21 protein-coding genes and 1 tRNA gene are annotated in these 24,085 nt (G+C 59.2%); 6 read left to right on the top strand and 16 right to left on the bottom strand.

Annotated features, from left to right (window positions below; translation table 11 throughout):
• Positions 1-96: 96 nt before the first annotated feature.
• Complete coding sequence (locus tag ACTG2S_RS00640; RefSeq protein ID WP_439981844.1) at positions 97-1,530, bottom strand: DUF2867 domain-containing protein; 1,434 nt, start codon at positions 1,528-1,530, stop codon at positions 97-99.
• A 167-nt stretch (positions 1,531-1,697) separates the two neighbouring features.
• On the opposite strand from ACTG2S_RS00640, the gene ACTG2S_RS00645 reads away from it, so the two are divergent.
• The gene (locus ACTG2S_RS00645; RefSeq protein WP_439981846.1) at positions 1,698-2,789 is read left to right on the top strand and encodes a hypothetical protein; all 1,092 of its coding nucleotides are present in this window, start codon (positions 1,698-1,700) and stop codon (positions 2,787-2,789) included.
• A 66-nt stretch (positions 2,790-2,855) separates the two neighbouring features.
• Here the strand turns inward: ACTG2S_RS00645 and priA are convergent, their stop codons facing one another.
• A complete protein-coding gene (priA, locus tag ACTG2S_RS00650; protein ID WP_368172007.1) occupies positions 2,856-5,063 on the bottom strand; it encodes a primosomal protein N' in 2,208 nt (735 codons plus the stop codon).
• 147 nt (positions 5,064-5,210) lie between these two features.
• Between priA and rpmE the strand changes: the two genes are divergently transcribed.
• A complete protein-coding gene (gene rpmE / locus ACTG2S_RS00655) occupies positions 5,211-5,426 on the top strand; it encodes a 50S ribosomal protein L31 (protein ID WP_005340673.1) in 216 nt (71 codons plus the stop codon).
• A gap of 100 nt (positions 5,427-5,526) precedes the next feature.
• Here rpmE and ACTG2S_RS00660 read toward each other — a convergent pair whose 3' ends face one another.
• Both ACTG2S_RS00660 and ACTG2S_RS00665 read right to left on the bottom strand, forming a co-directional pair.
• The gene (locus ACTG2S_RS00660) at positions 5,527-6,177 is read right to left on the bottom strand and encodes a chromophore lyase CpcT/CpeT (RefSeq protein WP_439981848.1); all 651 of its coding nucleotides are present in this window, start codon (positions 6,175-6,177) and stop codon (positions 5,527-5,529) included.
• Between the two features lie 122 nt (positions 6,178-6,299).
• The gene (locus ACTG2S_RS00665) at positions 6,300-8,153 is read right to left on the bottom strand and encodes a methyl-accepting chemotaxis protein (protein ID WP_106844219.1); all 1,854 of its coding nucleotides are present in this window, start codon (positions 8,151-8,153) and stop codon (positions 6,300-6,302) included.
• A 146-nt stretch (positions 8,154-8,299) separates the two neighbouring features.
• Here ACTG2S_RS00665 and rraA point away from each other — a divergent pair, with 146 nt between their 5' ends.
• On the top strand, positions 8,300-8,785 hold the full coding sequence (rraA, locus tag ACTG2S_RS00670; protein WP_005340678.1) for a ribonuclease E activity regulator RraA: 486 nt from the start codon (positions 8,300-8,302) through the stop codon (positions 8,783-8,785).
• Positions 8,786-9,055: 270 nt separating this feature from the next.
• Here rraA and ACTG2S_RS00675 read toward each other — a convergent pair whose 3' ends face one another.
• From ACTG2S_RS00675 to ACTG2S_RS00685, 3 genes are all read right to left on the bottom strand, one after another.
• The gene (locus tag ACTG2S_RS00675) at positions 9,056-9,730 is read right to left on the bottom strand and encodes a 7-cyano-7-deazaguanine/7-aminomethyl-7-deazaguanine transporter (RefSeq protein ID WP_005340680.1); all 675 of its coding nucleotides are present in this window, start codon (positions 9,728-9,730) and stop codon (positions 9,056-9,058) included.
• A 159-nt stretch (positions 9,731-9,889) separates the two neighbouring features.
• Positions 9,890-10,177, bottom strand: coding sequence for a DUF3630 family protein (locus tag ACTG2S_RS00680; RefSeq protein WP_047436467.1), 288 nt, complete (start codon positions 10,175-10,177; stop codon positions 9,890-9,892).
• 10 nt (positions 10,178-10,187) lie between these two features.
• Positions 10,188-11,615 carry a protein adenylyltransferase SelO gene (locus ACTG2S_RS00685; protein ID WP_274160912.1) on the bottom strand — a complete coding sequence of 476 codons (1,428 nt, stop codon included), beginning with the start codon at positions 11,613-11,615 and terminating at the stop codon, positions 10,188-10,190.
• Positions 11,616-11,720: 105 nt separating this feature from the next.
• On the opposite strand from ACTG2S_RS00685, the gene ACTG2S_RS00690 reads away from it, so the two are divergent.
• Complete coding sequence (locus ACTG2S_RS00690; RefSeq protein WP_005340687.1) at positions 11,721-12,023, top strand: c-type cytochrome; 303 nt, start codon at positions 11,721-11,723, stop codon at positions 12,021-12,023.
• A 66-nt stretch (positions 12,024-12,089) separates the two neighbouring features.
• Here the strand turns inward: ACTG2S_RS00690 and recQ are convergent, their stop codons facing one another.
• Positions 12,090-13,925: an ATP-dependent DNA helicase RecQ gene (gene recQ / locus ACTG2S_RS00695; protein ID WP_139710577.1), complete on the bottom strand. Its 1,836-nt coding sequence runs from the start codon at positions 13,923-13,925 to the stop codon at positions 12,090-12,092.
• A 133-nt stretch (positions 13,926-14,058) separates the two neighbouring features.
• On the opposite strand from recQ, the gene ACTG2S_RS00700 reads away from it, so the two are divergent.
• Both ACTG2S_RS00700 and ACTG2S_RS00705 read left to right on the top strand, forming a co-directional pair.
• Complete coding sequence (locus ACTG2S_RS00700) at positions 14,059-14,523, top strand: thioesterase family protein (RefSeq protein WP_005355465.1); 465 nt, start codon at positions 14,059-14,061, stop codon at positions 14,521-14,523.
• A 124-nt stretch (positions 14,524-14,647) separates the two neighbouring features.
• Positions 14,648-15,175: an AbiTii domain-containing protein gene (locus ACTG2S_RS00705; RefSeq protein ID WP_005356927.1), complete on the top strand. Its 528-nt coding sequence runs from the start codon at positions 14,648-14,650 to the stop codon at positions 15,173-15,175.
• Positions 15,176-15,385: 210 nt separating this feature from the next.
• Here the strand turns inward: ACTG2S_RS00705 and ACTG2S_RS00710 are convergent, their stop codons facing one another.
• From ACTG2S_RS00710 to ACTG2S_RS00745, 8 genes are all read right to left on the bottom strand, one after another.
• Positions 15,386-17,614 (bottom strand): NERD domain-containing protein, encoded by a 2,229-nt coding sequence (locus ACTG2S_RS00710; protein WP_439981851.1) that lies wholly within the window; start codon positions 17,612-17,614, stop codon positions 15,386-15,388.
• Positions 17,615-17,813: 199 nt separating this feature from the next.
• Positions 17,814-17,890: transfer RNA gene (locus tag ACTG2S_RS00715), tRNA-Pro, on the bottom strand.
• Positions 17,891-18,045: 155 nt separating this feature from the next.
• Positions 18,046-18,750, bottom strand: a complete 705-nt coding sequence (locus tag ACTG2S_RS00720) for an MOSC domain-containing protein (protein ID WP_274160910.1) — start codon at positions 18,748-18,750, stop codon at positions 18,046-18,048.
• A 45-nt stretch (positions 18,751-18,795) separates the two neighbouring features.
• The gene (locus tag ACTG2S_RS00725) at positions 18,796-19,641 is read right to left on the bottom strand and encodes an ABC transporter permease subunit (protein ID WP_374862247.1); all 846 of its coding nucleotides are present in this window, start codon (positions 19,639-19,641) and stop codon (positions 18,796-18,798) included.
• Positions 19,638-20,543, bottom strand: coding sequence for an ABC transporter permease subunit (locus ACTG2S_RS00730; RefSeq protein WP_005340703.1), 906 nt, complete (start codon positions 20,541-20,543; stop codon positions 19,638-19,640). Before ACTG2S_RS00730 ends, ACTG2S_RS00725 begins: the two co-directional genes overlap by 4 nt.
• Positions 20,540-21,694 (bottom strand): polyamine ABC transporter ATP-binding protein, encoded by a 1,155-nt coding sequence (gene potA / locus ACTG2S_RS00735; protein ID WP_201987277.1) that lies wholly within the window; start codon positions 21,692-21,694, stop codon positions 20,540-20,542. The genes ACTG2S_RS00730 and potA overlap by 4 nt, the downstream gene beginning before the upstream one ends.
• Positions 21,695-21,772: 78 nt before the next feature.
• Positions 21,773-22,858, bottom strand: coding sequence for a polyamine ABC transporter substrate-binding protein (locus tag ACTG2S_RS00740; protein ID WP_274160909.1), 1,086 nt, complete (start codon positions 22,856-22,858; stop codon positions 21,773-21,775).
• Positions 22,859-22,976: 118 nt separating this feature from the next.
• Positions 22,977-24,074, bottom strand: a complete 1,098-nt coding sequence (locus ACTG2S_RS00745) for an extracellular solute-binding protein (RefSeq protein WP_005340709.1) — start codon at positions 24,072-24,074, stop codon at positions 22,977-22,979.
• Positions 24,075-24,085: the final 11 nt, after the last annotated feature.

Consider the following 24,085-nt stretch of genomic DNA (forward strand, 5'->3'; position numbering starts at 1 on the left):
GAGACGCCTACCACTATCTGCCATAACCGGGCATGGCCGCCGCATAAAAAGTGCCCCGAACGGGGCTCTCTATCAGCGGGAATGATGTGAAGAGGGTTAATCCATCACCGGGATACCTGCCCTCGCCTCGGCCTGACGGGCGATGGCCTCGGTCATCCCCTGAAAGATAAAGAGGTGGAACGGCAGCATGGCGAGCCAGTAGGCCAGCCCCCAGGCGCCCTGCGGGTGCCAGTGAGCGGTGACCCGGATGCGGGTCAACCCGGACTCCTCCGGCAGGATGTTGAACTCCAGCCGCCCGACGCCCGGGGCCTTCATGTTGAACAAGAGATCGAGCCTGCGCCCCTCATCCACCCCGAGGATCTGCCAGGAGTCGAGCATGTCCCCCTTCACGAAGCGATCCGGATTGGTGCGGCCACGGGTGCGGGCCGGGCCGCCGATCAGGTGATCCATCCATTCGCGCACCACCCACAGCTGGTTCATGTAGAAGTAGCGCTGCTCCCCCCCCAGCTGCTGCAACACCTGCCACACCACCTCGGGAGAGGCGAGGCAGATAGCCTCGCCGCTGGCGGTGCGATCGTAAAAACCATATTCGGGATGGCGCCAGCGCAGGCCGAGGGGGGTCTCCTGCCCCTGCTGTTCGGCACCCAGCTTCTGCTCCAGCGCCAGACTCTCCGCCAGCGCCTCGTCGAAGCTGAGCAGAGTCTGGGGCAGCAGGGCACGCAGTGGGCCGTCGTCGGCCGGGATATCGTGCTTGAGACCTCCCACCAGCGCCTTGGCCACCGGCTGCGGCACCGAGGTGACAAACTGCAGCCACCAGGCGGAGAGGCGCGGACTCAGAAACGGGATGGGAATGATGGGGCAGCGCTTGCCGATATGGGCGGCGAACTTCTGCAACTGCTGCTGATAGCTGAGCAGCTCGGGGCCGACCGCATTGAAAATGCGGCCATCCACCTCGTCGGCTTCCACCAGCCCGCCCAGATAGTGCAACAGGTTGGACAGCGCAATCGGCGGCGTGCGCGAGCGCACCCATTTGGGCGTCACCATCATCGGCAGGTTGAACACCAGATCCCGCATCACCTCGAACGCCGCTGACCCTGGCCCGATGATGATGCCGGCACGCAGCTCCACCGTCGGTACGCCGGAGTCACGAAACAGCTCGCCACAGTGGCGGCGGGAGTTGAGATGACGGCTGTTGCACTGCTCGGGCTGGATTGCCCCGAGATAGATGATGCGGCGCACCCCGGCGGCGCGGGCCGCCGCAGCGAAGTTCTTTACCCCCTGCTGCTCCAACCGGTGAAAATCTGCCCCCGCCCCCATGGCATGCACCAGATAGAAGACTGTGTCTACGTTCGCCAGCGCAGGCAGCAGTGTGATCGGCTTGAGGCTGTCGGCGAGGCGAAACTCCACCCCCTCAGGCAAGCGGCAAGGACGGCGCGCCCCGGCAATCACCCTGTAGCCCAGCGTTTGCAGGTGGGGCACCAGATAGGAACCGATATAACCTGCCGCTCCCATCACCAGACAATTTCTCATCCTCTCTTCCTCTTCACATGTTGCGCCCTGCGCTTGGGCAAACGGACCAGCACCCGCATGCCCATCATCCTGCCACGCCACCACCTTGCAACCTAGTACTAACCACCTCCCTGATTAGTCCGATTTGGTGTTAAGCCCTGCTCATTCGCTGGTCGATAACAGACCAGATGTATAGCGCCGAGGGCGAACGTATGCGCATCGATCACTACGACCTCCAGGGGGAGGTGCAATACCGGCAACAACAGGTCCAGAGCCGCAAGGTGCGCAACCTCGGGCCAGTGCCACCCGCCGTCAATCCACCGGAGGGCAACAACACGGCAGCGGCCGGCGAACGCAGCAGCACCCTGACCCTCACCAGCGCCCTGACGCTGCAAACCGCAAGGCAATCCGCCGCCAGCCAGCAAGCGACAACACCTCCCGCCCCGCCCGCAGCGGACGTCGGCAAAGAGCAGGATGGTATTCCCGACGATGGACTGGATAACCGCCAGCGGCTGATCAAGCTGATGATCGAGGCAATGCTGGGCCACGAAATCGAGCTGCCCAAGCCGATCAAGCCCACCGAAGAGGGGGGCGAAGGGGTGACCCAAGGAGACGCCGCGGCTCAAGCCGCCGAGCCGGATCAACTGGTGGAAGTAACCGACAGCCTGCTGCAACAGGAGCAGCTCAACGTGGTGGCATCGGCCAGCGTAGCGACTCGGGATAGTCAGACTATTCAGCTCGATCTCGGCTTTGTGCTCGACTGGCGCGAGCTGGAGGTGAGCCAGCGGCGCACCACCCTCAATGCCCTCAAAGATCCGCTGGTGCTCAGTCTGGATGGCAAGATTGCCGATCTGACCGAGGCACGGGTCACTTTCGATATTGATCAGGATGGCAAAGAGGATAGCCTGCCGGGCTTGAGTGAAGGCAGCGGCTTTGTGGCGCTGGATCGCAATGGCAACGGCACCATAGACGATGGGAGCGAGCTGTTTGGTGCTCGCTCCGGCAACGGTTTTGGCGAGCTGGCAACCCTGGATGAGGATGGCAACGGGGTGCTGGATGAGGGGGATAGCCAGTTTTCAGCCCTGCAGTTCTGGCATCCGGAGCACGCACCTATCGCACTGGTCGAACTGGGGATCGGCGCCATCCTGCTGCGCCCCCTCGACACCCCCTTCAACCATCTGGGGGAGAGCGGCAATCAGGGGGTGCTGCGCCAATCCGGCCTCTATCTCACCGAACAGGGTAAAGGAGGCTGGGTGCAGCAGATCGATCTGCGGGTCTGAGCCTTGAAATGCAATCACCCATCGGTCGCTGACGATAACTGCCAGCGACCGGCTCCGGTGCCACCATCAACTCAGCTCGGTGGGGTCGATATCCAGACTCCAGCGCACCTTTTTGGTTTCCGGCCAGCCTTCCAGCTCCTTCACCGCCCAATCCAGCAGTTGGGCCAGCGGTGCCCGGTTCGGCCCCTGCACCAGCAACTGCATGCGGAACTTGCCCGCCTTGCGCTCCATAAAGCCGCTGATGGGCCCCAGCACCTGAACGTGGGGATAGCGGGCGCTGCGCAGAGTATCGGCGAGGCGAGAGAGGAACAGTTGCACCTCGTCACGGCCGTTGGCCTCGGCCCGAAACAGCCCCTGATAGCTGAACGGCGGCAGCCCCAGCAGGCGGCGCTCTTTCAGCGCCGTATCGGCGAAGTGGCCGTAGCCATTCTGGGTCAGATCCTGCAGCAGGGCGTGCTCGGGATGGTGGCTCTGCAGCACTACCAGCCCGGGTTTGCTGGCGCGACCGGCGCGGCCCGCCACCTGGGTGTAGAGCTGGGCCAGTTTCTCGGCGGCGCGAAAATCGGCGCTGAACAGGGCGCCATCCACATCCAGCAGACCCACCAAGGTCACATCCGGGAAGTGGTGGCCCTTGGCCAGCATCTGGGTGCCGATCAGGATCTTGTACTTGCCCGCCTTGATGTCGCCGAGATGGGTCTCCAGCTCCCCCTTGCGGCGGGTGTTGTCCCGATCGATGCGTACTACCGGATATTGCGGGAAAACCGTGGTGAGCAGCTGTTCCAGCTGCTCGGTGCCGACTCCCGATCCGATCAGTTCGTTGCTGCCACACTCGGGGCAGTGGTGGGGCAACGGGCGCACGCTGTCACAGTGGTGGCAGTGCAGCCGTCGCCCGGCCTGATGCCAGGTGTACCAGGCATCACAGCGCTCACAGGCGGCGCTCCAGCCGCACTGGTGGCAGATCAGAGCCGGGGCATAGCCACGGCGGTTGAGAAACAGCATCACCTGATTGCCCGCCGCCAGATGCTCTGCCATCAGCTGCTCCAGCTGGGGAGAGAGCCCGGCCTGCAGCCGCACGTTCTTGATATCCAGGATCACCTGACGGGCGGTCTGGGCATTGCCGGCACGGCGAGTCAGGGTGAGATGGTGATACTTGCCGGTGCGGGCGTTGTGCAATGTCTCCAGCGACGGGGTAGCCGAGCCAAGCAAAATGGGAATACCGGCACGATGGGCCCGCATCACCGCCAGATCCCGCGCGTGGTAGCGAAAACCGTCCTGCTGCTTGAAGGAGCCGTCGTGCTCCTCGTCGATGATAATGATGCCGAGGTTGTGAAACGGGGTGAACACCGCAGAGCGAGTGCCGATCAGGATGGCGGCGGCGCCGTCTCGACAGGCGAGCCAGGCATCGAGCCGCTCCCTGTCGTTCATGGCGGAGTTCATCGCCACCACAGGCACGTTGAAGCGGCGACGGAAGCGGTTGATGGTCTGTGGGGTGAGGCCGATCTCCGGCACCATCACCAGCGCCTGCTTGCCCGCCTTGAGCAACGGCTCGAGGATGCTCAGGTAGACCTCGGTCTTGCCGGAACCTGTGATGCCATCCAGCAGGAAGGCACCGAACTTGTCGCTCTGGCTGGTAACGGCGGAGACGGCCAGTGCCTGTTCGCCGTTGAGGCGCAGCCCCTCCCCCGGCTCGAAACGGGTAGCCCACTCGCCGTCATGGCTTGGCTCCAGCGAGCGCTTCTCCAGCAGCCCCTTCTTCTCCAGCGCGGTGAGAGCGGCGCTCTGGATCTCCTCCTGCTTGAGGGCGGAGGGGGTCTGCGACCCTTTGCGCAGCAGGGCGAGCGCTTGCTGCTGCTTGGCCGCCCGCTTGAGCTCGTTAAGGTCGATGGCCATGCCTGCCTCGGTGGCAAACCAGAACTCCAGTTCACGATAAGCGGCAGGCTCCCCCTTGCGCACCAGCACTGGCAGGGCGTGAGGCAGCACTTCCCCCAGCGGATGCTGGTAGTAGCTGGCGCTCCAGTTCATCAGCGCCAGAATATCCGGCCCCAGCACCGGAGCCGTGTCCAATACCCGTTTGATGGGCTTGAGCTTGTTGCGGGGCACCTGGCTGTCAGCCGGATGATCCACCACCAGCCCGACCAGGGTCTGGGGACCGAAAGGGATCTCGACCCGGCAACCGGGGGCAGGTAACGGCAGGGGAGAGAGATAGTCGAAGTGACGGCGTAACGGTACCGGGACAGCGACACGAACCAGATCCAGCGTTTGGGAAGAATTCACCAGGGGTTGCCTATTTTTTCTGCGAAGCCACTTGCCTGATCTCAGGCATTTCCTATATTATTCGCAGCCTTTGAAACTGTGTTCAACAATCGTGTGGTGTCCGACAAGAGATCGGATGGCGACACGGCCTATTAATTGAGGTTGTCCATGAAAGCTGGTATCCATCCTGACTACGTAGCCATCACCGCCAAGTGCTCTTGCGGTAACGTCATCAACACTTTCTCTACCATCGGTAAAGATCTGAACTTGGACGTGTGCTCCGAGTGCCACCCGTTCTACACCGGCAAGCAGAAAGAAGTTTCTAGCGGCGGCCGCGTAGACAAGTTCAACAAGCGTTTCGGTGCGATGACCACCAAGAAGTAATTTTACTTCTGAAGAATTCTGAAAAAGGCGCCCAATGGGCGCCTTTTTTACGATCCCTGTTTTTCATCCTTCATGTTCCCGCAGCCAGACGCACTCTCCCCTACTGGCCAAACCCTTTGGAACGACGCAAATAGACATACCCCTCACCCGGGCTACCCCAGCGCGGACTCCCTGCGTTGTCATAGGCGCGATCCAGCAGTCTGACGCTGTCGGGGCGAATCCAGATATGCTGCACCAGCGTCGTGGCACCACCAAAATCGGTAGAGCAGTGGCCCACCCGGGTGTGGCCGGCATATTCGCCGGAGGGAGTGCGTGTCAGCCAGATCTCGCAACCGTGGCGCAAGGAGAGCTGCTGCGGGGTCAGACTGTCGAGCAGGGCAGGATCATGCCAGGCACCGGCAAAATCGGTAGCCCGGGGCATGGTCAGTTCTGCCATCAGGATCCGCCCGTCAGGGGCGGGTGAGAAGCGATAGATGCGCTGGCGAAAAGGACGGACGGAGCGCAGACTCAGGTACTGCTCGGCATAGACCCAGCGATAGCCCTGATAGCCGGGCCAGATCTCCATCAGGCGCAGCTCGGCACTGGTAAAGCGGCTGTCGTAACTGGCCTGCTCCCGGCTCGTAAAGGCCCCGTTGAACCAGCTGAGTAGCGGCTCCATACCGGGCTTGAGTGGGGTAGCCTGAGGCGCCGATCCTGCCAACACCAGACAGGAACAGAGCAGCCCGAATACGGCCACCAGCAACTTTGCCATCGAATCCTTCCGAATCATCATAGTGGCGGCGATTATATGAGCGAATTTCCCCAATAACAGCCATTACGATCAAATCATTGCCACTCTGGTGCAAAAACCTCACAAGGATGCCAGTCCGCTCACTAAACCCGATATTTTGCCACCGCCTTGTTGAGCAGCTGGGCCTGCTCGTTGAGGCCCTCGCTGGATCTCGCATTTTCCTCCGCCATGATGCTCGACTCCTGGGCGATGTCGCGGATGTTGTTGACGTTGCGGTTCACCTCGTTGGCCACCAGACTCTGCTGTTCGATGGCTGCGGCAATCTGGGTGCTCATGTCCATGATGTTGGTAACATCCTGAGTGATCTGCCCCAGCAACTCCCCTGCAGTACTGGCCTGATCCGAGCTGCGGTTGCCCTGCTCGCGGCAGGTTGCCATCACCTCGACGATGCTGCCGGTCTGTTTCTGCAGCGAGCTGATGATGCCGGCAATCTCCTGGGTCGATTTCTGGGTACGGATGGCCAGATTACGCACCTCATCGGCCACCACCGCAAAGCCGCGCCCCTGATCCCCTGCCCTGGCTGCTTCTATAGCCGCGTTGAGGGCCAGCAGGTTGGTCTGCTCGGCAATGCCACGGATCACGTCAAGCACGGAGCCGATGGTCTCGCTCTCTTTTTGCAGCTGGCTCACCTCGCGAGATGAGCTCTCCAGATTGCCCGCCAGCGAGCGGATCTGCTCGACAGTATTCTCGACCGCAGCCCGCCCCTCCATCGCCTTGTTGTTGGTCGCCTGCGCATTGTTGGCCGCCTGCTCGGTGTTGCGGGCGATCTCTTCGATGGTGGAGCCCATCTCGGTGGACGCGGTCGCCACCATGTCGGTCTCCTGTAGCTGGCGCGCCGCCCCTTCACTGGTGCGTTTGACGTTGGCCGAGAGGTGATCCGCCGCTTCGGTCAGGGTGTGCACGCTCTGCTTCACATCGCCAATCAGGTTGCGAAACCCGCCCAGCATCACGTCGAGATTGCCTGCCAGCTGGGCCATTTCATCGGCCCCGCGCAGCTCTATCTTCAGGCGCAGGTCATTATCCTGACGAATGCGGTTGACGGTATCATTCACCTGAGTAATGGGACGGTCGATGCTGCGCCCCAGCAACACGCTCATGATGCCGATCAGCACCACAATCACACCGCCACAGACCAGCATCAGGCTGTTGAGACGAGCGCTCTGCCGCTCCAGCTCAGCGACAATGTGCTGATCGACGGCGGCAAACCCCTGTTCGGTCTGATGCACCAGATCCCGCATCTGGTTGCGCAGCCCTTCATCCTCTTTCAGCCCCAGTACCTGCATCCCCTGCACCAGCGCCACAAAGTCCTGCCGGTACTGCTTGCTGGCCTGTTCCAGCTTGCCACGATCCCCCTCCGGCAAGGTGGCAAGGCTATCCTGAAAACTCTTGTGCAAGGTTTCAAAACGCTCCAGATACTGGATATCGGAGCGCAGCATGAAGTCTTTCTCCGCCCGCCTCAGCTGCAGCATGGTGATGAGCAGCCCCTGCTGATCCAGCTGCTTGAGCCCATTCTCCACCTCATGCACCGCCGCCCGCAGCTTGCCATAGAGCCCCTCCTCCGGCCCCAGACCAATCTTCTGCTGCTGGGCCACCAGATCGTTGAAGGCTTTGCCATAACCGCTGATCTGCTGATCCAGTCTGGTCAGCTCCCCCTCGACAGCCGCCAGATTGTCATCGGTCACCAGCTCCCGATTGTGCTGGTGAAAATCTGACAGCCCCTGATTGAAGCGCTCGACGAAGGTCATATCCTTGCGGATCAGAAAATCCTTCTCGGCCCGCCGCAAGTTAAGCATGGCGATCTCCAGCTGGTCGATATTGCGCTGGGCTTCGGTCAAGTGACGGTGCACCTGGCTGGAGTAGATAAACAGGCCGCTCAGTACCAGCATGGCAACGGCAACCAGCACGGTATTCAGGATCAACTTATGACGGATAAGCACGATGGACCTCTCGCAAACTGGCAGTGAACTGCATTGAGCTTATGCAGAAAAGCGGCGACAGGTGATCTGTGCAAGGAATATTCATTGAAATGCCACACCCACTCCTTATACTGGTTGCACCTGTTTCCAGCCGTGGATTTGACACTATGGAATACAATACTTCTGAACTGTGCGACATCTATCAGGACATGGTGGATGTGCTTGAACCCATGCTCTGCTCCTTCGGCGGCCGCGCCTCTTTCGGCGGCGTCATCACCACCGTCAAATGCTTCGAATCGAATGGTCTTATCCGTGAACTCGTCAAAGAGAACGGACTGGGACGCGTCTTGCTGATCGATGGCGGTGGCTCCATGCGCCGCGCTCTGATCGACAGCGACATCGCCACAACAGCAGCAGAGAACGATTGGGAAGGGATTGTCTGCTACGGCTGCGTCCGCGAAGTCGATATTCTGGAAGATCTGGATATCGGCATTCAGGCACTGGCAGCCATTCCGGTCGGTGCCGACAGCAAGGATGTAGGGGAGACCGATCTGCCGGTCAACTTCGGTGGCGTTACCTTCCTGCCTGATGACCACCTCTACGCCGATACCACAGGGGTGATCCTCTCCCCCGAGGCACTCGATATCGAGTAAGCCACAGACAGCGTGACGACGGGAGCCTTGGCTCCCGTTTTTTATGCCTGCAACTTGCTGAAAAATGACAAAAAAAGAGGGCCAGATAAACTGGCCCTTAACTGGAAGCAATGTGAGCAATGTCGTGCCTTCACAAGAAGTCCATCACGTTGGAACGAATGAAGTCTTTCCCGGAAAACAAGTTAACAATAATCATTCTCATTTAACTAGGCAAGCGCTATTTGCAGAAAGTGCAAAAAAATTGACCACCGCGAAGGGTGGTCAATCTGGTCAGGCTTGCCGGGTGGCCGTTTGCAGGCTGGATAATCCGGCCTCGCCCACCAGCTTGCGGCTGAGGTAGCGCAACAAGACACCGTAGAGCGGCACGAACAAACCAAGGCTTATCAGCAACTTGAATACGTAATCGACGGTTGCGATCTCGACCCAGTGCTCTGCCATGAAAGGATCTGTGGTGCGCCAGAAGGCCACACTGAAGAAAGCGATGGTATCGACCAGATTACCGAACAGGGTGGAGGCCGCAGGTGCAATCCACCACTGCTTGAGCAGACGCAGGCGGTTGAACACCACCACATCCATGAACTGCCCTACCAGATAGGCCATAAAGCTGGCCAGCGCGATACGAGCCACGAACAGGTTGAATTCAGCCAGATGACCAACGCCCTGAAAGCTCCCTTCGAAGAAGAGCACGGAGAGCGCATAGGAGACCGCCAGCGCTGGTAGCATCACGGTCTGGATAATCTTGCGTGCCAGACCGGCACCGAAGATCCGCACCGTCAGGTCAGTGGCGAGGAAGATAAACGGGAAGCTGAACGCACCCCAGGTAGTATGGAAGCCAAACACGGTGATCGGCAGCTGCACCAAATAGTTGCTGCTGGCAATGATCAGGATGTGGAACAACGACAGGCGAACGAGCGCCGTTTGGTACTGCGCAGGGGTCAGATTCATCTTGTGACCTTTTTGGTTAATGGGGTTAGGGAACCCATATCGCCACCATTGGCGATAATCGAGGGGCGAGATTATACGCCCCCAAACCGATAGTTCAATCTTTATGCGATTACGCTTGTCCAGGTTGGTCAGCGGCAGAGCAGGCCTTGCGGGCGATAGTCACACCTTGTGCTGTCTGGCGAGCCAGAGCAGCGCCTCCCGATCCGCCGGGCGCACCGCCTCCAGCCAGCAGCCGCTGTAATGTTCGTACTCCAGCCGAAACTGGCTCCCTTCAAACTCCAGCAACCAGCAATGGCGGTCGGCCCCCGCATCCTGCTCGAGCGGCTGCAGCTCCCACTCTCGCAGCAAGGCCTGCGCCAACAGCGGAAACATGTCCCAGTCGAGCGCCGGACAATCCAGCGTCACTACGCCAGCTTCGCTATCTACCTGTTTGATTTGCCAACTCATGCCCAATCTCTCAGCTGCTGCAGGAGAGCTCACCACCGCAATACCATGCCGGAGTCGGGGTGGCGAGATCCTCATATTCGGGTTGTTCATCATAGGGGCGCAGCAAGGCGGCGAACAGCCGCTCGAACGGCTGCATATCCCCTGTGTCGGCGGCGTCGATCACCTGCTGGGCCAGCGCATTGCGCAGCACATACTTGGGGTTGATGGCATCCATCTGCGCCTTACGCACGGCATCCTCGCTGCCTTCGCGCATTAGCCGTGCCCGATAGCGTTCCAGCCACGCCTGCCAACCCACTGGTTCAGGCAACAGGGCCAGCAGAGATGCAGGCCACGCCCCCTCTTGCGTTACCTCACCGAGACGGCGAAGGAACAGGTGGTAATCCACTTTGTTAGCCGCCAGCAACCGGAACAGCTCGCGGAACAACGCCGGGTCATCCTCCTCCCACACCGCCAGTCCGAGTTTGGCCCGCATCAGCTCGGAGTAGTGCAACATCAGCTGCTGCTCGTACTGGGCCAACGCTGCAGCCAGCACATCACCGTCTACATGCCCCGCCAGTGCCTGTGCCAGTTTTTGCAGATTCCAGTAACCGACCGCGGGCTGCTGATCCAGCGCGTAGCGGCCCGCAGGGTCCGAGTGGTTGCAGACAAAATCTGGCACATAGGCATCGATAAAGCCGTATGGCCCGTAATCCAGCGTCAGGCCGAGCAGCGACATGTTGTCGGTGTTCATCACCCCGTGACAGAACCCCGCAGCCTGCCATTTGGCAATCAACCGCGCGGTGCGGCGCACCACTTCGGCAAACAGTTCGGCGCCACTCTCCAGCTCGGGGAAGTGGTGGCGCAGCAGATAGTCGATGAGTGGCGGGATCTTCTCTCCCTGCCCGCTCCAGGCGAAATACTCGATATGGCCGAAGCGCAGATGACTGGGGGCGGTACGCAGCACGGTCGCCCCTGTCTCAACCTGCTCGCGATAAACGGGCTCCTGACTCCCCACTAATACCAGCGCACGGGTGGTCGGGATGCCGAGAGCATGGAGCGCCTCGGAGGCGAGATATTCGCGGATGCTGGAGCGCAGCACGGCGCGGCCGTCGCCAAAGCGGGAAAACGGCGTCTTTCCTGCACCCTTCAGGTGCAGATCCCAGCGCTGACCATCAGGCGCCTGCTGCTCACCCAATAGCAGCGCGCGGCCATCCCCAAGCCGGGGGCTATAACCCCCGAACTGATGGCCCGCATAGACCTGAGCTACCGGCTGCATACCGGGCAGCACTTTTCCCTCGCCACAACAGGCGATCCAGTCAGCCTCGCTGACGCCTCCAAATCCCAGCTCATCCAGTAAAGTCCGGTTGAGATGAAGCAACCGGGGTTGCTGCAGCGGCTGGGGGGCCACGGGTTCACAGGCCCAAGGCAGCTCGGTCGCAAAAGTGTTGATCAACTTCATGGTTGTGCCATTCGTCCCTGCGTATGCTCGTGTCACTCTTTATACTGCCGTCAGCCATGCTTGCGCTAACTGGCGACCATCATTTTTCAATTCAAGGAGAAGAAGATGCAAAAATGGGTATATGCCCTGCCCTTGCTGGCACTGGCGTGGGGTCATCAGGCCAAGGCTGCCGATATTGAAGCCGGCAAAGCCAAGGCGGCGGTCTGTGCCGCCTGTCACGGCGTGGAAGGCAAAGCGATGATCCCCAACTATCCCCATCTGGCGGGTCAGAATGCCGCCTATCTGGTGAAACAGTTGAAAGCGTTCAAGGATGGCACTCGCAAAGAGCCCTTGATGGACCCCTTCATGGCGCCGCTGACCGATGCGGATATCGACAATCTGGCGGCCTTCTACGCCAGCCTGAAATAACCTCGCGTCTGACCCAGGTTCTTCCGAGCCGTGCTTGCCGTGGTCGATTAGGCTGCCTAATCGACCCTAACGACGGCAGTAGTCGATGATCAGATCCATAAAGGCTTCACCGAAGCGTTCCAGCTTGCGGTGCCCGACACCGTTGATAGCCAGCATCTCGTCTTCGGTCATCGGCATCAGCTGAGCCATCTCCACCAGGGTCGCATCGTTGAACACCACGTAGGGCGGCACCTCTTCATCCTCGGCAATTTGCTTGCGCAGGCCGCGCAGCTCCTTGAACAGCCGTTTGTCGTAGTTGGCGTTGTCGAGCAGGCCGTTGCGCTTCTCCTTGCGGCTGGAGATAGGCTGCAGGCGGGGCACCGCCAGCTCCAGCTTAACCTCACCACGCAGCACGGGGCGGGCCGCTTCGGTCAGCTGCAACACCAGATTGCGAGTGATGTTCTGGGTCAGCAGCCCCTTGTGGATCAGCTGGCGGATCACGCTCATCCAGTATTCATGGCTCTGATCCTTGCCGATGCCGTAGGTCGAGAGCTTGTCGTGGCCGTGATCCTTGATGCGCTGGTTGAGGGAACCGCGCAGCACCTCCACTACATAACCCACCCCGAAATTCTGCCCCACCCGCCAGACGCAGGAGAGCGCCTTCTGGGCATCTTCGGTGCCGTCATAACTTTTGGGCGGATCGAGACAGATATCGCAGTTGCCGCACGGCTTGTCGTTGTACTCGCCGAAGTAGTTGAGCAGCACCTGACGGCGGCAGGTTTGCGCCTCGGCAAACGCCGCCATCACGTTGAGCTTGTATTGCTCCACCTGCAACTGCTGGGGATTCTCGATGTTGTCGAGCAGGCGGCGCACCCGGCCGATATCGGCGGGATCGTAGAGCAGCAGCGCCTCGGCGGGGGTGCCATCGCGCCCGGCGCGGCCGGTCTCCTGATAGTAGGATTCGATGTTCTTCGGGATATCGTAGTGCACCACGAAGCGCACGTTGGGCTTGTCGATGCCCATACCGAACGCCACCGTCGCCACCACAATCTCGATGTCATCCTTGAGGAAGGCATCCTGGGTCTGCTGGCGCTGCTCGAGCGGCAGCCCCGCATGATAGGGCGCGGCCTTGCAGCCGTGGCGGGATAGCCGCTCGGCCACCTCCTCTACCCGGTTGCGGCTGGAGCAGTAGACGATGCCGCAGTTGCCCTTCTGGCTCTGCACGTAACGCAGCAACTGCTCGGCCGCCTTGAACTTCTCCACCAGGCTGTAACGGATATTGGGGCGATCGAAGCTGGCAGTGTGAATGAAGGGATCGCTCAGTTCCAACCGATGCAGCATGTCGCTGCGGGTCGCCTCGTCGGCAGTCGCAGTTAGCGCCACCACCGGCACCTGCGGGAACCACTGTTTTAGCCGCCCCAGTGCCGCATACTCAGGCCGGAAATCGTGGCCCCACTGGGAGACACAGTGCGCCTCGTCGATGGCGAACAGCCCGAGCGGCAGCTCGGCCAGCCGATCCATAAACTCGTGCTGCAACAGTCGCTCGGGGGAGACATAGACCAGCTTGATCTCGCCGCGGCGCATGGCGGCGAAGTTCTGGATCATCTCCTCCCGACTGAGGGCCGAGTTGATGTAGACCGCCGCTACACCGTTGGCGCGCAGGCTGTCGACCTGATCCTTCATCAGCGAAATAAGGGGAGAGACCACCACACCGAGCCCGGGCCGCAGCAGTGCCGGGATCTGGTAACAGAGCGACTTGCCGCCACCGGTGGGCTTGAGCACCAGCGCATCGCGCCCCGCGACGATCTGCTCGATGATCTCGAGCTGACCCGGCCGAAACTGCTGATAGCCGAAGACCGCCTGCAGCAGGGCAAGCGGACTCTCTGGCTGAGGATCTGGCAGGGTTTCGGCAATCGCGGTCATGGGCTCTCCTTTGGGGTCGCCATTCTAAAGCAGCCGCCGCCCACAATAAACCTGCCATTGCGACTGTTAAGAAACTGTTGCAGACTGGCTGGAGTTTTTACTCGGCTTTGATGACAAGGATTGGGATCAGAGAATGAAACAGATGCTCAAGAAGATGGCGCTCAGTGGCATTGCCAACCTGTTTGCCGAGAAGATGCCCTTCAACAAACTGATCGGCATGCAGGTGACCCACTACGACTTCGACAAGGTGGAGCTGCGTATCAAGATGGACGAGAAGCTGATCGGCAACCCTTTCCACAACATCCTGCACGGCGGTGTCACCGCCACGCTGCTGGATGTGGCGGGCGGCATGATAGTCGCGGCCTCCTGCATCGACGAGCTGGAGGAGTTCTCCCCCAGCTATCTCAAGGAGCGTTTCGCTCGCCTCGGCACCATAGATCTGCGGGTGGACTACCTGCGCCCAGGGCGCGGCAACGAGTTTATCGCCACCGCCCACATCATCCGGGCGGGCAGCAAGGTGGCCGTCGCCCGGATGGAGCTGCACAACGAAGAGGGCACCCACATCGCCTTCGGCACCGGAACCTATCTGGTGGGTTGAACCAAGTTAGTGCATAAAAACCACGCGGCTAATCCAATTTTAATCATTAGATTCCTTACCCCCTCTGGCCGAACAAGGTCCATACTGATAGTCGGGATTGTGTGCAGAGGGAGGATTGCAGGCGATGAGTGCGAAACTGGCCATCAAACCATCCAGAGCCTTGTTGACACAGCTCGAGTCCATGCTCGACGAGGTGCAGACACCCGAGTGTCGCCACTGGTTGGAACAGGAGCTTGAGGGGTATTCTCTCTCCTCACCCCTGCCTTGGTATCGCATCGTTCCCTGTCGGCAACGCGGTCACTTTCTGGATCTGAAAACGGGAAAATATTTGACCTGTCATATCAACAGTCAAACGCTATGCCAACGCGATCTGGCCCAAATTCAGTTCATTTATGCCCGTGAACCCGCCGCCCACTATTTGCTGCAACGCAATTCCGGTATTGAACCCTGGCCAGAACAGCTGCTGGAAGATTATCAGGAGCAGTTGATCCCCGGCCATCTATGCCTGCAAGCCTGGCATGAGCCCGTGATTTCATTACGTGCACAACTGATGGAGGGAATAGAACATTTCATTAGTGAGTACCCCAAGCACGCGGCCTTGCTGCCTCAACACAGTTTCAAGGCTTTGCGGCATCAGCACTGGCATATCTGAGTAAGCGCCTGGCGCGCAAGGAGGGCACCATAGACAAGACCCATAGCGAGATTGCCACAATCTAGAGTGCCGGAGTCAGGATCAGACTCCACCGATGGGCCACCGAGCGGTGGCCCTTTTAATGCCCACGGCTACTGCTTTATTGCCAAGCAGATAGCCAAAATGTGGCGCCCCACACCTCATGAATTCCGCAAACCTACTTGTCACGTTCTACAGCACATCACTCCAGACCCCATCGGACTCGATCAACCTAACAAGAGCTTGCGCACTGAATCCGTCGGCATACAGAGTCTCTACCTCATTCACAGCCTCAGCCTCATCCATCTCTTCAAACTCCCGCAGATAATGCGGTTCATCGCGCAAAGCGATCTCCATGATCTCGCGGGAGACGACGTGGAACCCATCGACAACCTCACCATCAAATTCAATCGACGTATCCACAACCCAGGCATGCAGGGCTGGCAGAGGATTGACATCACTCAGCAATAGAGCTGAACGCAATCCTTGGTCATTTTGCAGGGCTTGAAGCACAACCGGTTGCTTGCGCTTTAACTGCTTTGCCGCCTTGCGCAGGGTATTGGTTCGATGCAGCCAGACTTCATGAGGAGTTGAACGAATGAAGCCAGACTTGACCTCCAGCAGCAACACGACCCCATCCAAGTGACAGATCAGGTTCACTTCGCCAGCATCGCGCTCATCACTCAATGGCGGTTCGTAGCCCACGACGACGCGGAATCCCCTCTGCCTTAGTACTTCGGCAAGGGTATGTTCAATACGCTCCGTTTCGCTGCGCAAAGCTGGCCTGCGTTGTTCAACACGACGCAGGTTATTCACCGCAGCGGTCAGATTGTTCTGTTGACCGGCAACCCAGGGGAACTGAAAACTGTAGCGGCCAATCTTGTAGAACGGCCGCTCGTACAGTCGTGGTGACGGCATGCTTGGTGCTTGCCTCATCTGTGCGGATAGAGCCTGCAGATCACTGGTCCAGAACTTCAGGATGGCACTGGCCGCTTCGGTGTCGCCCTTGGGATGCTCAGGGCTGACGGTCCAACCACAAATACGACGGATCTTATCTTTCGGTTCCGACCAGGTGATAGGAAAGCGATTCTCACCTTGTACAAGCCCTTCGAGAGCTAATTGCCCCAGTGCTTTCGCTGCTACACCAGATTCGCCCATATAGCGAAGAAAAGGCTGAAGAAACGCCTGCTCAAAAAACACTGTCGTCAGCTCACTGGCTAATATCGCGTGGTGCAGGGTTACCTCCGCTCCGTCGTTCAGTCTGACCCGCTCACCCAGACCGAATATCGTCTGTAGGTAAAGCTGACTGCGGATGGTTTTTATATAAGCAAGCTGATTCGCCTCGTGGTTTTCCGGTCTCCCGATGATTTTGCCAGCCATATCCGAAGCTGCGAATTGCTCAATCGCGCGGTACATCCAGTAGTGCCAAAGCAACTTGCTTTTACGCTCGGTACGCTGCCAGCGTAGTGAGCCCAGATCGGTTTTGTTGAAGATGACTGGTTGTCCCGGCTTGAGCTGGTAAGCGCAATCACTGTCAAAACAAAACCAATTGATGGAATTCTCGTAGTCGATTCGCTCACGCATGGCGGCAATAAGTAAGGCGACCGATTCGAGGTTGGCAACACTCTCTCGCCCCACACCTGACTGTGGAAACAGGATTGGCGACAAATGACGCTTGAGAGAGCGGCCAAGAGCTTCCTCTGTCAGTTGAAAATCACGCTCAGAGCAATTCAGCAATTTGTGCGCGATAATCCGATCATAGACATCCCAATCTCCCGCAGTACTGTCTCTACCCTTAGCGGCACCAAGTTGCCCATAAGCGGTCACGCTCAAATAGGAAAGCAGCTCTAGTAGCGAAAGCGACTTCAGGTGGGACTCAGCAAGTGCAATTGCTTCGTCGAATGGTTCGAGTTGCTCAAGTAAGCGATCACAGACGCCGAAAAATTCGCACCAATCCTTGCTGACGAGATTGTCTCGGAGATGCAGCCAGAGCACTGAATCGGTGCGCGTAAAAAGCTTCGAGTAGCGAATTGCCCAACGCAATACATCTGGATGACGAGCGGCCAGATGATCCAGCAGCGCAATGCTAATAGCATCCTCAAAATGCAAAATACGTCCCAGTGCCAAGCTTGCCAGTTGAACACCTTCAAGATTGACTGGCTCCCACCAAAAGGATGCGGCAGCTAGTCCGGCAGCACGATTGCGAGTTGTGAATTTGCCGCTCGGACGTTGATCCAGAAAGTCGTGAAGGCACTCATCAAGTGCGGCGAATGGGGCAAGCTGCTGAGCATATCCAGCAAAGAGAGTCTGGTAAAAACCCTGACATTGCTGCGCCTGGCTATTCATATCTGGTGATCCTTTTCCAGCCGTCGAATCTTGATATTCAAAGACACTGAAGCAGATTTCCCATATGAGGCCCATAGCAAGGTCGGGTAATCTGTATGAAAGGAAATAGTTAGCACGTTTCCCTGAAAGGGGAAACTGCTGATGAGGAGCCAAGAACTGGCAATTACAGATGTGGTAAGCAGGGCGGCAAATCAAAATGCCCCACAAATGCCCCACAGAACTGAGGGACCGGAAAAGCACAAGGGCCTAGCCGAAGCTAAGCCCTTGTTAAATTTGGTCGGTGTGAGAGGATTCGAACCTCCGACCCCTTCGTCCCGAACGAAGTGCGCTACCAAGCTGCGCTACACACCGATGTCTGCGGGACGGGAATTTACCGAAAGCCCCGACCCGACACAAGCCTTTTTTGCATTTGGCAGGAAAAAAAGTGCCGTTCGCTCAACTATTCAGCACTCTTTTCATCCGTTTACCGGACTGCAGCCAGCTGGTGACATTCCGGCAACCGGCCGTCAGGCCAGGCGCAGGGATGCCGGCCCCAGCAGACGGCGCTGCCAGTCAGCCACAGTGCCATGCTCCAGCCAGTCGGCTGCATGCTGGCGCCAGTTGGGGGAAAGGGCCGGATTCTCCAGCAACATCAGCAGATCTGCTTCATTGCGCACCTGATTGAACAGGATATCCGCCGTGCGCTTCACCGTCAGTTCGGGATAGGGTCTGTCTACCAGCTCCATGGCCGACTCCGGCGACACCATCCCCTCCTCCAGCACCCGCAGCAGCCAGCCACAACGACCATTCAGTTGCATCACCTGCGACATCTGGCCATAGCCAAAGCGCTGGTTGAGCTTGAAGCAGGGGGATCTCGGCTGACTTATCTGGATCAGCGCCTCGCCGAGTCGATAGACATCGCCAATGCAGGCTTGCGCCTCGGTCAGCCCGAGACCGGAGAGGTTCTCGCCAAAGGCGGCAGGTTGCCAGGGTGTACGTGGCGCAGGCAAGTCCAGCGCGGTTTGCCAGGTCTGCCACCAGAGATAGTGATCGGCAGGATAGTAGTGGAGCGCCCGATCCGGGCCACCGTGGTGGCGCTGGTCACACTGTTCATCCTCTTCCAGACCGGCAAAGGTACAGCGAACTGGTGCAGAGATCGGTTGCTTGTGAATGGCGCTGGTGATGCCGGGCACCAGCTCGGTGCCACGACCGCTAAAAAGGGAGATCCGCATTCTCATCCTCCGGGTTGACGAGAGAGTGCGGATCTTAACACGAGGTCAGGCAACCGCCTGCATCTGGGTGGTCATGGCGATCTCGGCACGGCGGCGCTTCTCCGCCCTGGCCATCAGATACCAGCTGCCGAAGGTAAAGAGCGATACCGACAACAGGATCAGGCTGGCCACCGCGTTGATCTCGGGTTTCACCCCGAGCCGTACCGCCGAGAAGACCTCCATCGGCAAGGTAGTGGAGCCCGGGCCGGAGACGAAGCTAGCCAGCACCAGATCATCCAGCGACAGGGCGAACGACATCATGCCGCCTGCCGCCAGCGAGGGGGCGATCATCGGGATAGTGATCAGGAAGAACACCTTCCACGGCTTGGCGCCGAGATCCATTGCCGCCTCCTCGATGGAGAGATCCAGCTCCCGCAACCGCGCCGACACCACGATCGCCACGTAGGCGGTACAGAAGGTGGTGTGGGCGATCCAGATGGTCAGCATGCCCCGCTCGGCGGGCCAGCCCACCAGCTGGGCCATCGCCACGAATAGCAGCAGCAGCGACAGACCGGTGATCACCTCGGGCATCACCAGCGGCGCCGTCACCATGCCACCGAACAGGGTGCGACCACGGAAGTGGGGAATACGGGTCAGCACGAAGGCAGCCACCGTCCCCAGCGCCACCGCGGCGATCGCGGTGTAGAAGGCGATCTCCAGCGAGCGGAACACAGACCCGATCAGCTGCTTGTTGTCGAGCAGGCCGAAGTACCACTTGAGCGACCAGCCACCCCACACCGTCACCAGCTTGGAGGCGTTGAAGGAGTAGATCACCATGATGATCATGGGCAGGTAGATAAACAGCAGCCCCAGCCAGAGCATCAGTTTGGCAAAACCGAAACGCTTCATCATGCCTTGCCCTCCAGCTCTTTGGCCTGGTTACGGTTGAAGAGGATGATCGGAATAATCAGCACCGCCAGCATCACTACCGCCAGCGCAGAGGCAACCGGCCAGTCGCGGTTGTTGAAGAACTCCTGCCACAGCACCTTGCCGATCATCAGGGTCTCCGGGCCGCCCAGCATTTCCGGAATAACGAACTCCCCCACCACCGGAATGAACACCAGCATGCAGCCAGCGATGATGCCGTTCTTCGAAAGGGGCACTGTGATCTGCCAGAACCGGGTCAGGTTGCGGGCCCCCAGGTCGGAAGCAGCCTCCAGCAGACTCTGGTCATGTTTGACCAGATTGGCGTAGAGCGGCAGCACCATGAAGGGCAGGTAGGAGTAAACGATGCCGATATAGACCGCCAGGTTGGTGTTGAGGATCTGCAGCGGCTCGTCGATCACCCCGATCCCCAGCAAAACGCTGTTGAGCAGACCATTGTTACTGAGGATCCCCATCCATGCGTAGACCCGGATCAGAATGGCGGTCCAGGTCGGCATCATGATCAGCAGCAGCAGAACGGTCTGGGTCTCCTTGTTGGCCCGAGCGATGGAGTAGGCCATCGGATAACCAATCAGCAGGCAGAGCAAAGTGCTGACGAAGGCCATCTTGAGGGAGCCCAGATAGGCCGCGATATAGAGCTCATCCTCCTGCAGCAGCAGGTAGTTGCCCATGTTGAGCAGGATGGTGAGCTGATTGTCGGCCCAGCTCACCACATCGGTGTAGGGCGGGATCGCCACATCCGCTTCCGCAAAACTGATCTTCACCACAATGACGAAGGGCAGCAGGAAGAAGAGGAACAGCCAGAAGAAGGGGATGCCGATCACCAGTCGGCGCCCCCCGACCCGCTTCAGTCGTTGCAAGAACTTCATGATTGCAGCACCACGCCGCTGTCATCTTCCCAGTAGAGGAACACCTGGTCATCCCAGGTTGGCCGCTTGCCGTGGCGTTCGGCATTGGCGATGAAAGCCTGAACGATTTTGCCCGAGGGCAGCTGGATGTGATAAACCGAGTGACCGCCCAGATAGGCGATGTCATAGACCTCACCCTTGGTCCAGTTGAAGTCCGGGTGCTCGATCGCCTCCGGTTTTTGCAGACTCATCAGCAGTTTTTCCGGCCGCAGGGCGTAGGTCACCTTCTTGTTCTCGGCGCGGGAGCTGATACCGTGGCCCACATAGATGGGCTGCTCCAGATCGGCGCAGGCGATGGTAGCGTGATCCTGCTCATCCTCCACCAGCAGGCCGTCGAACAGGTTGACGTTGCCGATAAACTCGCACACCAGCCGACTGGCCGGGGTCTCGTAGATATCCATCGGGCTGCCGATCTGCTCGATGCAGCCGAGGTGCATGATGGCGATCCGCTCCGCCATGGTCATGGCCTCTTCCTGATCGTGGGTCACCATGACGCAGGTAACCCCGACCCGCTCGATGATCTCCACCAGCTCCAGTTGCATCTTGGATCGCAGCTTCTTGTCGAGCGCCCCCATGGGTTCATCCAGCAGCAGCAACTTGGGACGCTTGGCCAGGGAACGGGCCAGCGCCACCCGCTGACGCTGGCCACCGGAGAGCTGATGCGGCTTGCGACGGGCATACTGGGTCATCTGTACCAGCTTGAGCATCTCTTCTACCCGGGCATCGATCTCGGCCTTGGGCAGGCCATCCTGCTTGAGGCCAAAGGCGATGTTCTGGGCCACCGTCATATGGGGGAACAGGGCGTAGGACTGGAACATCATGTTGATGGGGCGTTCATAGGGGGGCATGTCGGTGATGTCGACCCCGTCGAGGAACAGCCGCCCCTCGGTCGGGCGCTCGAAACCGGCCAGCATCCGCAGCAGGGTCGATTTGCCGGAACCGGATCCGCCGAGCAGGGCGAAAATCTCCCCCTTGTGAATATTGAGAGATACGTTATCGACCGCCAGCGTTTCGTCGAACTGCTTGCTTACCCGATCAATTTTCACCAGCACTTCTTTGCGCTGCTGACTGCCCTCGAGGGCTTTCTTGTAGGCACTGGAGGCTATCGCCATTACCAAACTCCCCAACGTGATACCGGCCTTGCGGCCGATCCATAAAAGCGATTTGGCGCCCCCGAACGGGCACCAAGGTTAGGTACCGGACTTGATCTTGGTCCAACTCCGGGTGATTAGACGCTGTACCGAGCGGGGATGTGCTTCCTGCACATAGAGTCGCTCCAGCACGGCTTGAGGGGGATATACCTCCTCATTGTTGCGCACCGCCTCATCCATAAACTCGCCCGCCCTTGAGTTGGGATTCGCGTAGCCCACATAGTCGCTGACCTTGGCGATCACTTCGGGCTGCAGGACGTAGTTGATGAGAGCGTGCGCCTCTTTGACATTGGTGGCATCGGACGGGATCGCCATCATATCGAACCAGAGATTGCCCCCCTCTTTCGGAATGCTGTAGGCAATTTTCACCCCCTTGCCAGCTTCATCGGCGCGAGCAGCGGCTTGCAGGATGTCGCCGGAAAAACCGGCTGCCACGCAGATGTCGCCATTGGCGAGATCGCCGATGTATTTGGAGGAGTGGAAGTAGGCCACATAGGGCCGCACCTTGAGCAGCAGCGCCTCGGCCTGCTTGATATCCCCCGTCGCATGACTGTTGGGATCGAGTCCGAGGTAGTTGAGGGCAGCAGGGATCATCTCATCGGCAGAGTCGAGGAAGGCGACGCCGCAGCGAGAGAGTTTCGCCATGTTTTCCGGTTCGAAGATGGTGACCCAGGAGTCAATCTTGTCGACCCCCAGCACCGCCTTGATTTTGTCGACGTTGTAGCCGATGCCGTTGGTCCCCCACAGATAGGGCACCGCGTACTGATGACCCGGATCCACCTTGTCGAGCTGCTTGAGCAGCACGGGATCCAGGTTGGCCAGATTGGGCAGCAGGGATTTATCCAGCTTCTGGAAGGCTCCCGCCTTGATCTGCTTGGCCAGGAAATTATTGGAGGGCACCACCAGATCGTAACCGGTCCGCCCCGTCAGCAACTTGCCTTCCAGGGTCTCGTTGGAGTCAAACACGTCATAGACGGTCTTGATCCCGGTCGCATGCTGGAAATCGCTGAGGGTGGTCTCGCCGATATAGTCAGACCAGTTGTAGAAGTGCAGCACAGGGGCAGCCTGGGCCACATTCGCCAATCCCATGGTCAGCGCTATGGTTAGCAATCTGGTTGTATTCACGGTGTCAGTTCTCCTGTTCAGTGGTTGACCGTCTGCGCATCCATTCGCGCGGCCCATCCGGATGGATGGCATCACTACCCTCCCGGCCGAACTGCGGACCGGGAGGGGCATTCGTTACTTACTTGCCGGACTTGATCTTGGTCCAGCTGCGGGTCATCAGACGCTGCACCTTGGCCGGCAGATCCGGGAAGGTGTAGATCTTCTGCAGGGTCGCCGCATCAGGGTAGATACCCGGATCGGTGCGGATCGCCTCATCCACCAGCGGGGTCGCAGCCTTGTTGCCGTTCGGGAACTGCACCACGTTGGTGATGTTGGCGATCACCTCGGGCTTCATCAGATAGTTGATGAAGGTGTGGGCCGCCTCGACGTTCTTGGCATCCGCCGGAATGGCGATCATGTCAAAGAAGCTGCCTGCCCCCTCTTTCGGAATGGTGTAGGTGAGCGCGACGCCATTCTTGGCCTCGGCTGCCCGCGCCTTGGACTGCTGCAAGTCACCGGAGTAACCGACCGCTACGCAGAGGTTGCCGTTGGCCAGATCCGAGATGTACTTGGAGGAGTGGAAATAGGCAGTATAGGGACGGATGGAGAGGAACAGCTCCTCAGCCTTCTTCAGCTCGGCCGGTTTCTGGCTATCCGGTTTGAAGCCCAGATATTGCAGGGCAGCCGGCAGCATTTCGGTCGGTGAATCGAGGAAGGAGACGCCACACTCTTTCAACTTGGCCATGTTCTCCGGCTTGAACACCAGATCCCAGGAGTTGACCGGGGCATCGGCCCCCAGCACGGCTTTCACCTTCTCGGCGTTGTAGGCATAGCCGATGGTGCCCCACAAATAGGGGATGGAGTACTGGTTGCCCGGATCGCTCGGCTCGAGCGCCTTGAGCAGGTCGACATCCATGTTTTGCCAGTTGGAGAGCTTGGACTTGTCCAGTTTCTGGAACACGCCCGCCTTGATCTGTTTGGCCAGGAAGGGGTTGGATGGCACCACGATGTCGTAGCCCGAACTACCCGCCAGCAACTTGGCTTCCAGTACCTCGTTACTGTCGAACACGTCATAGACCACCTTGATCCCCGTCTCCTTCTGGAAGTTATCCAGGGTATCCGGCGCTATGTAGTCGCTCCAGTTGTAGACGTGCAGCACCTTCTCTTCAGCCATTGCTCCGGCACTTGCCATGACCAGAGCCACAGAGGCAGCGATCACTCCTGTTTTGAAAGACATCATCCTTGTCT

The organism is Aeromonas sp. 82P, assembly GCF_051919365.1.
GTDB classification, from domain to species: domain Bacteria; phylum Pseudomonadota; class Gammaproteobacteria; order Enterobacterales; family Aeromonadaceae; genus Aeromonas; species Aeromonas veronii.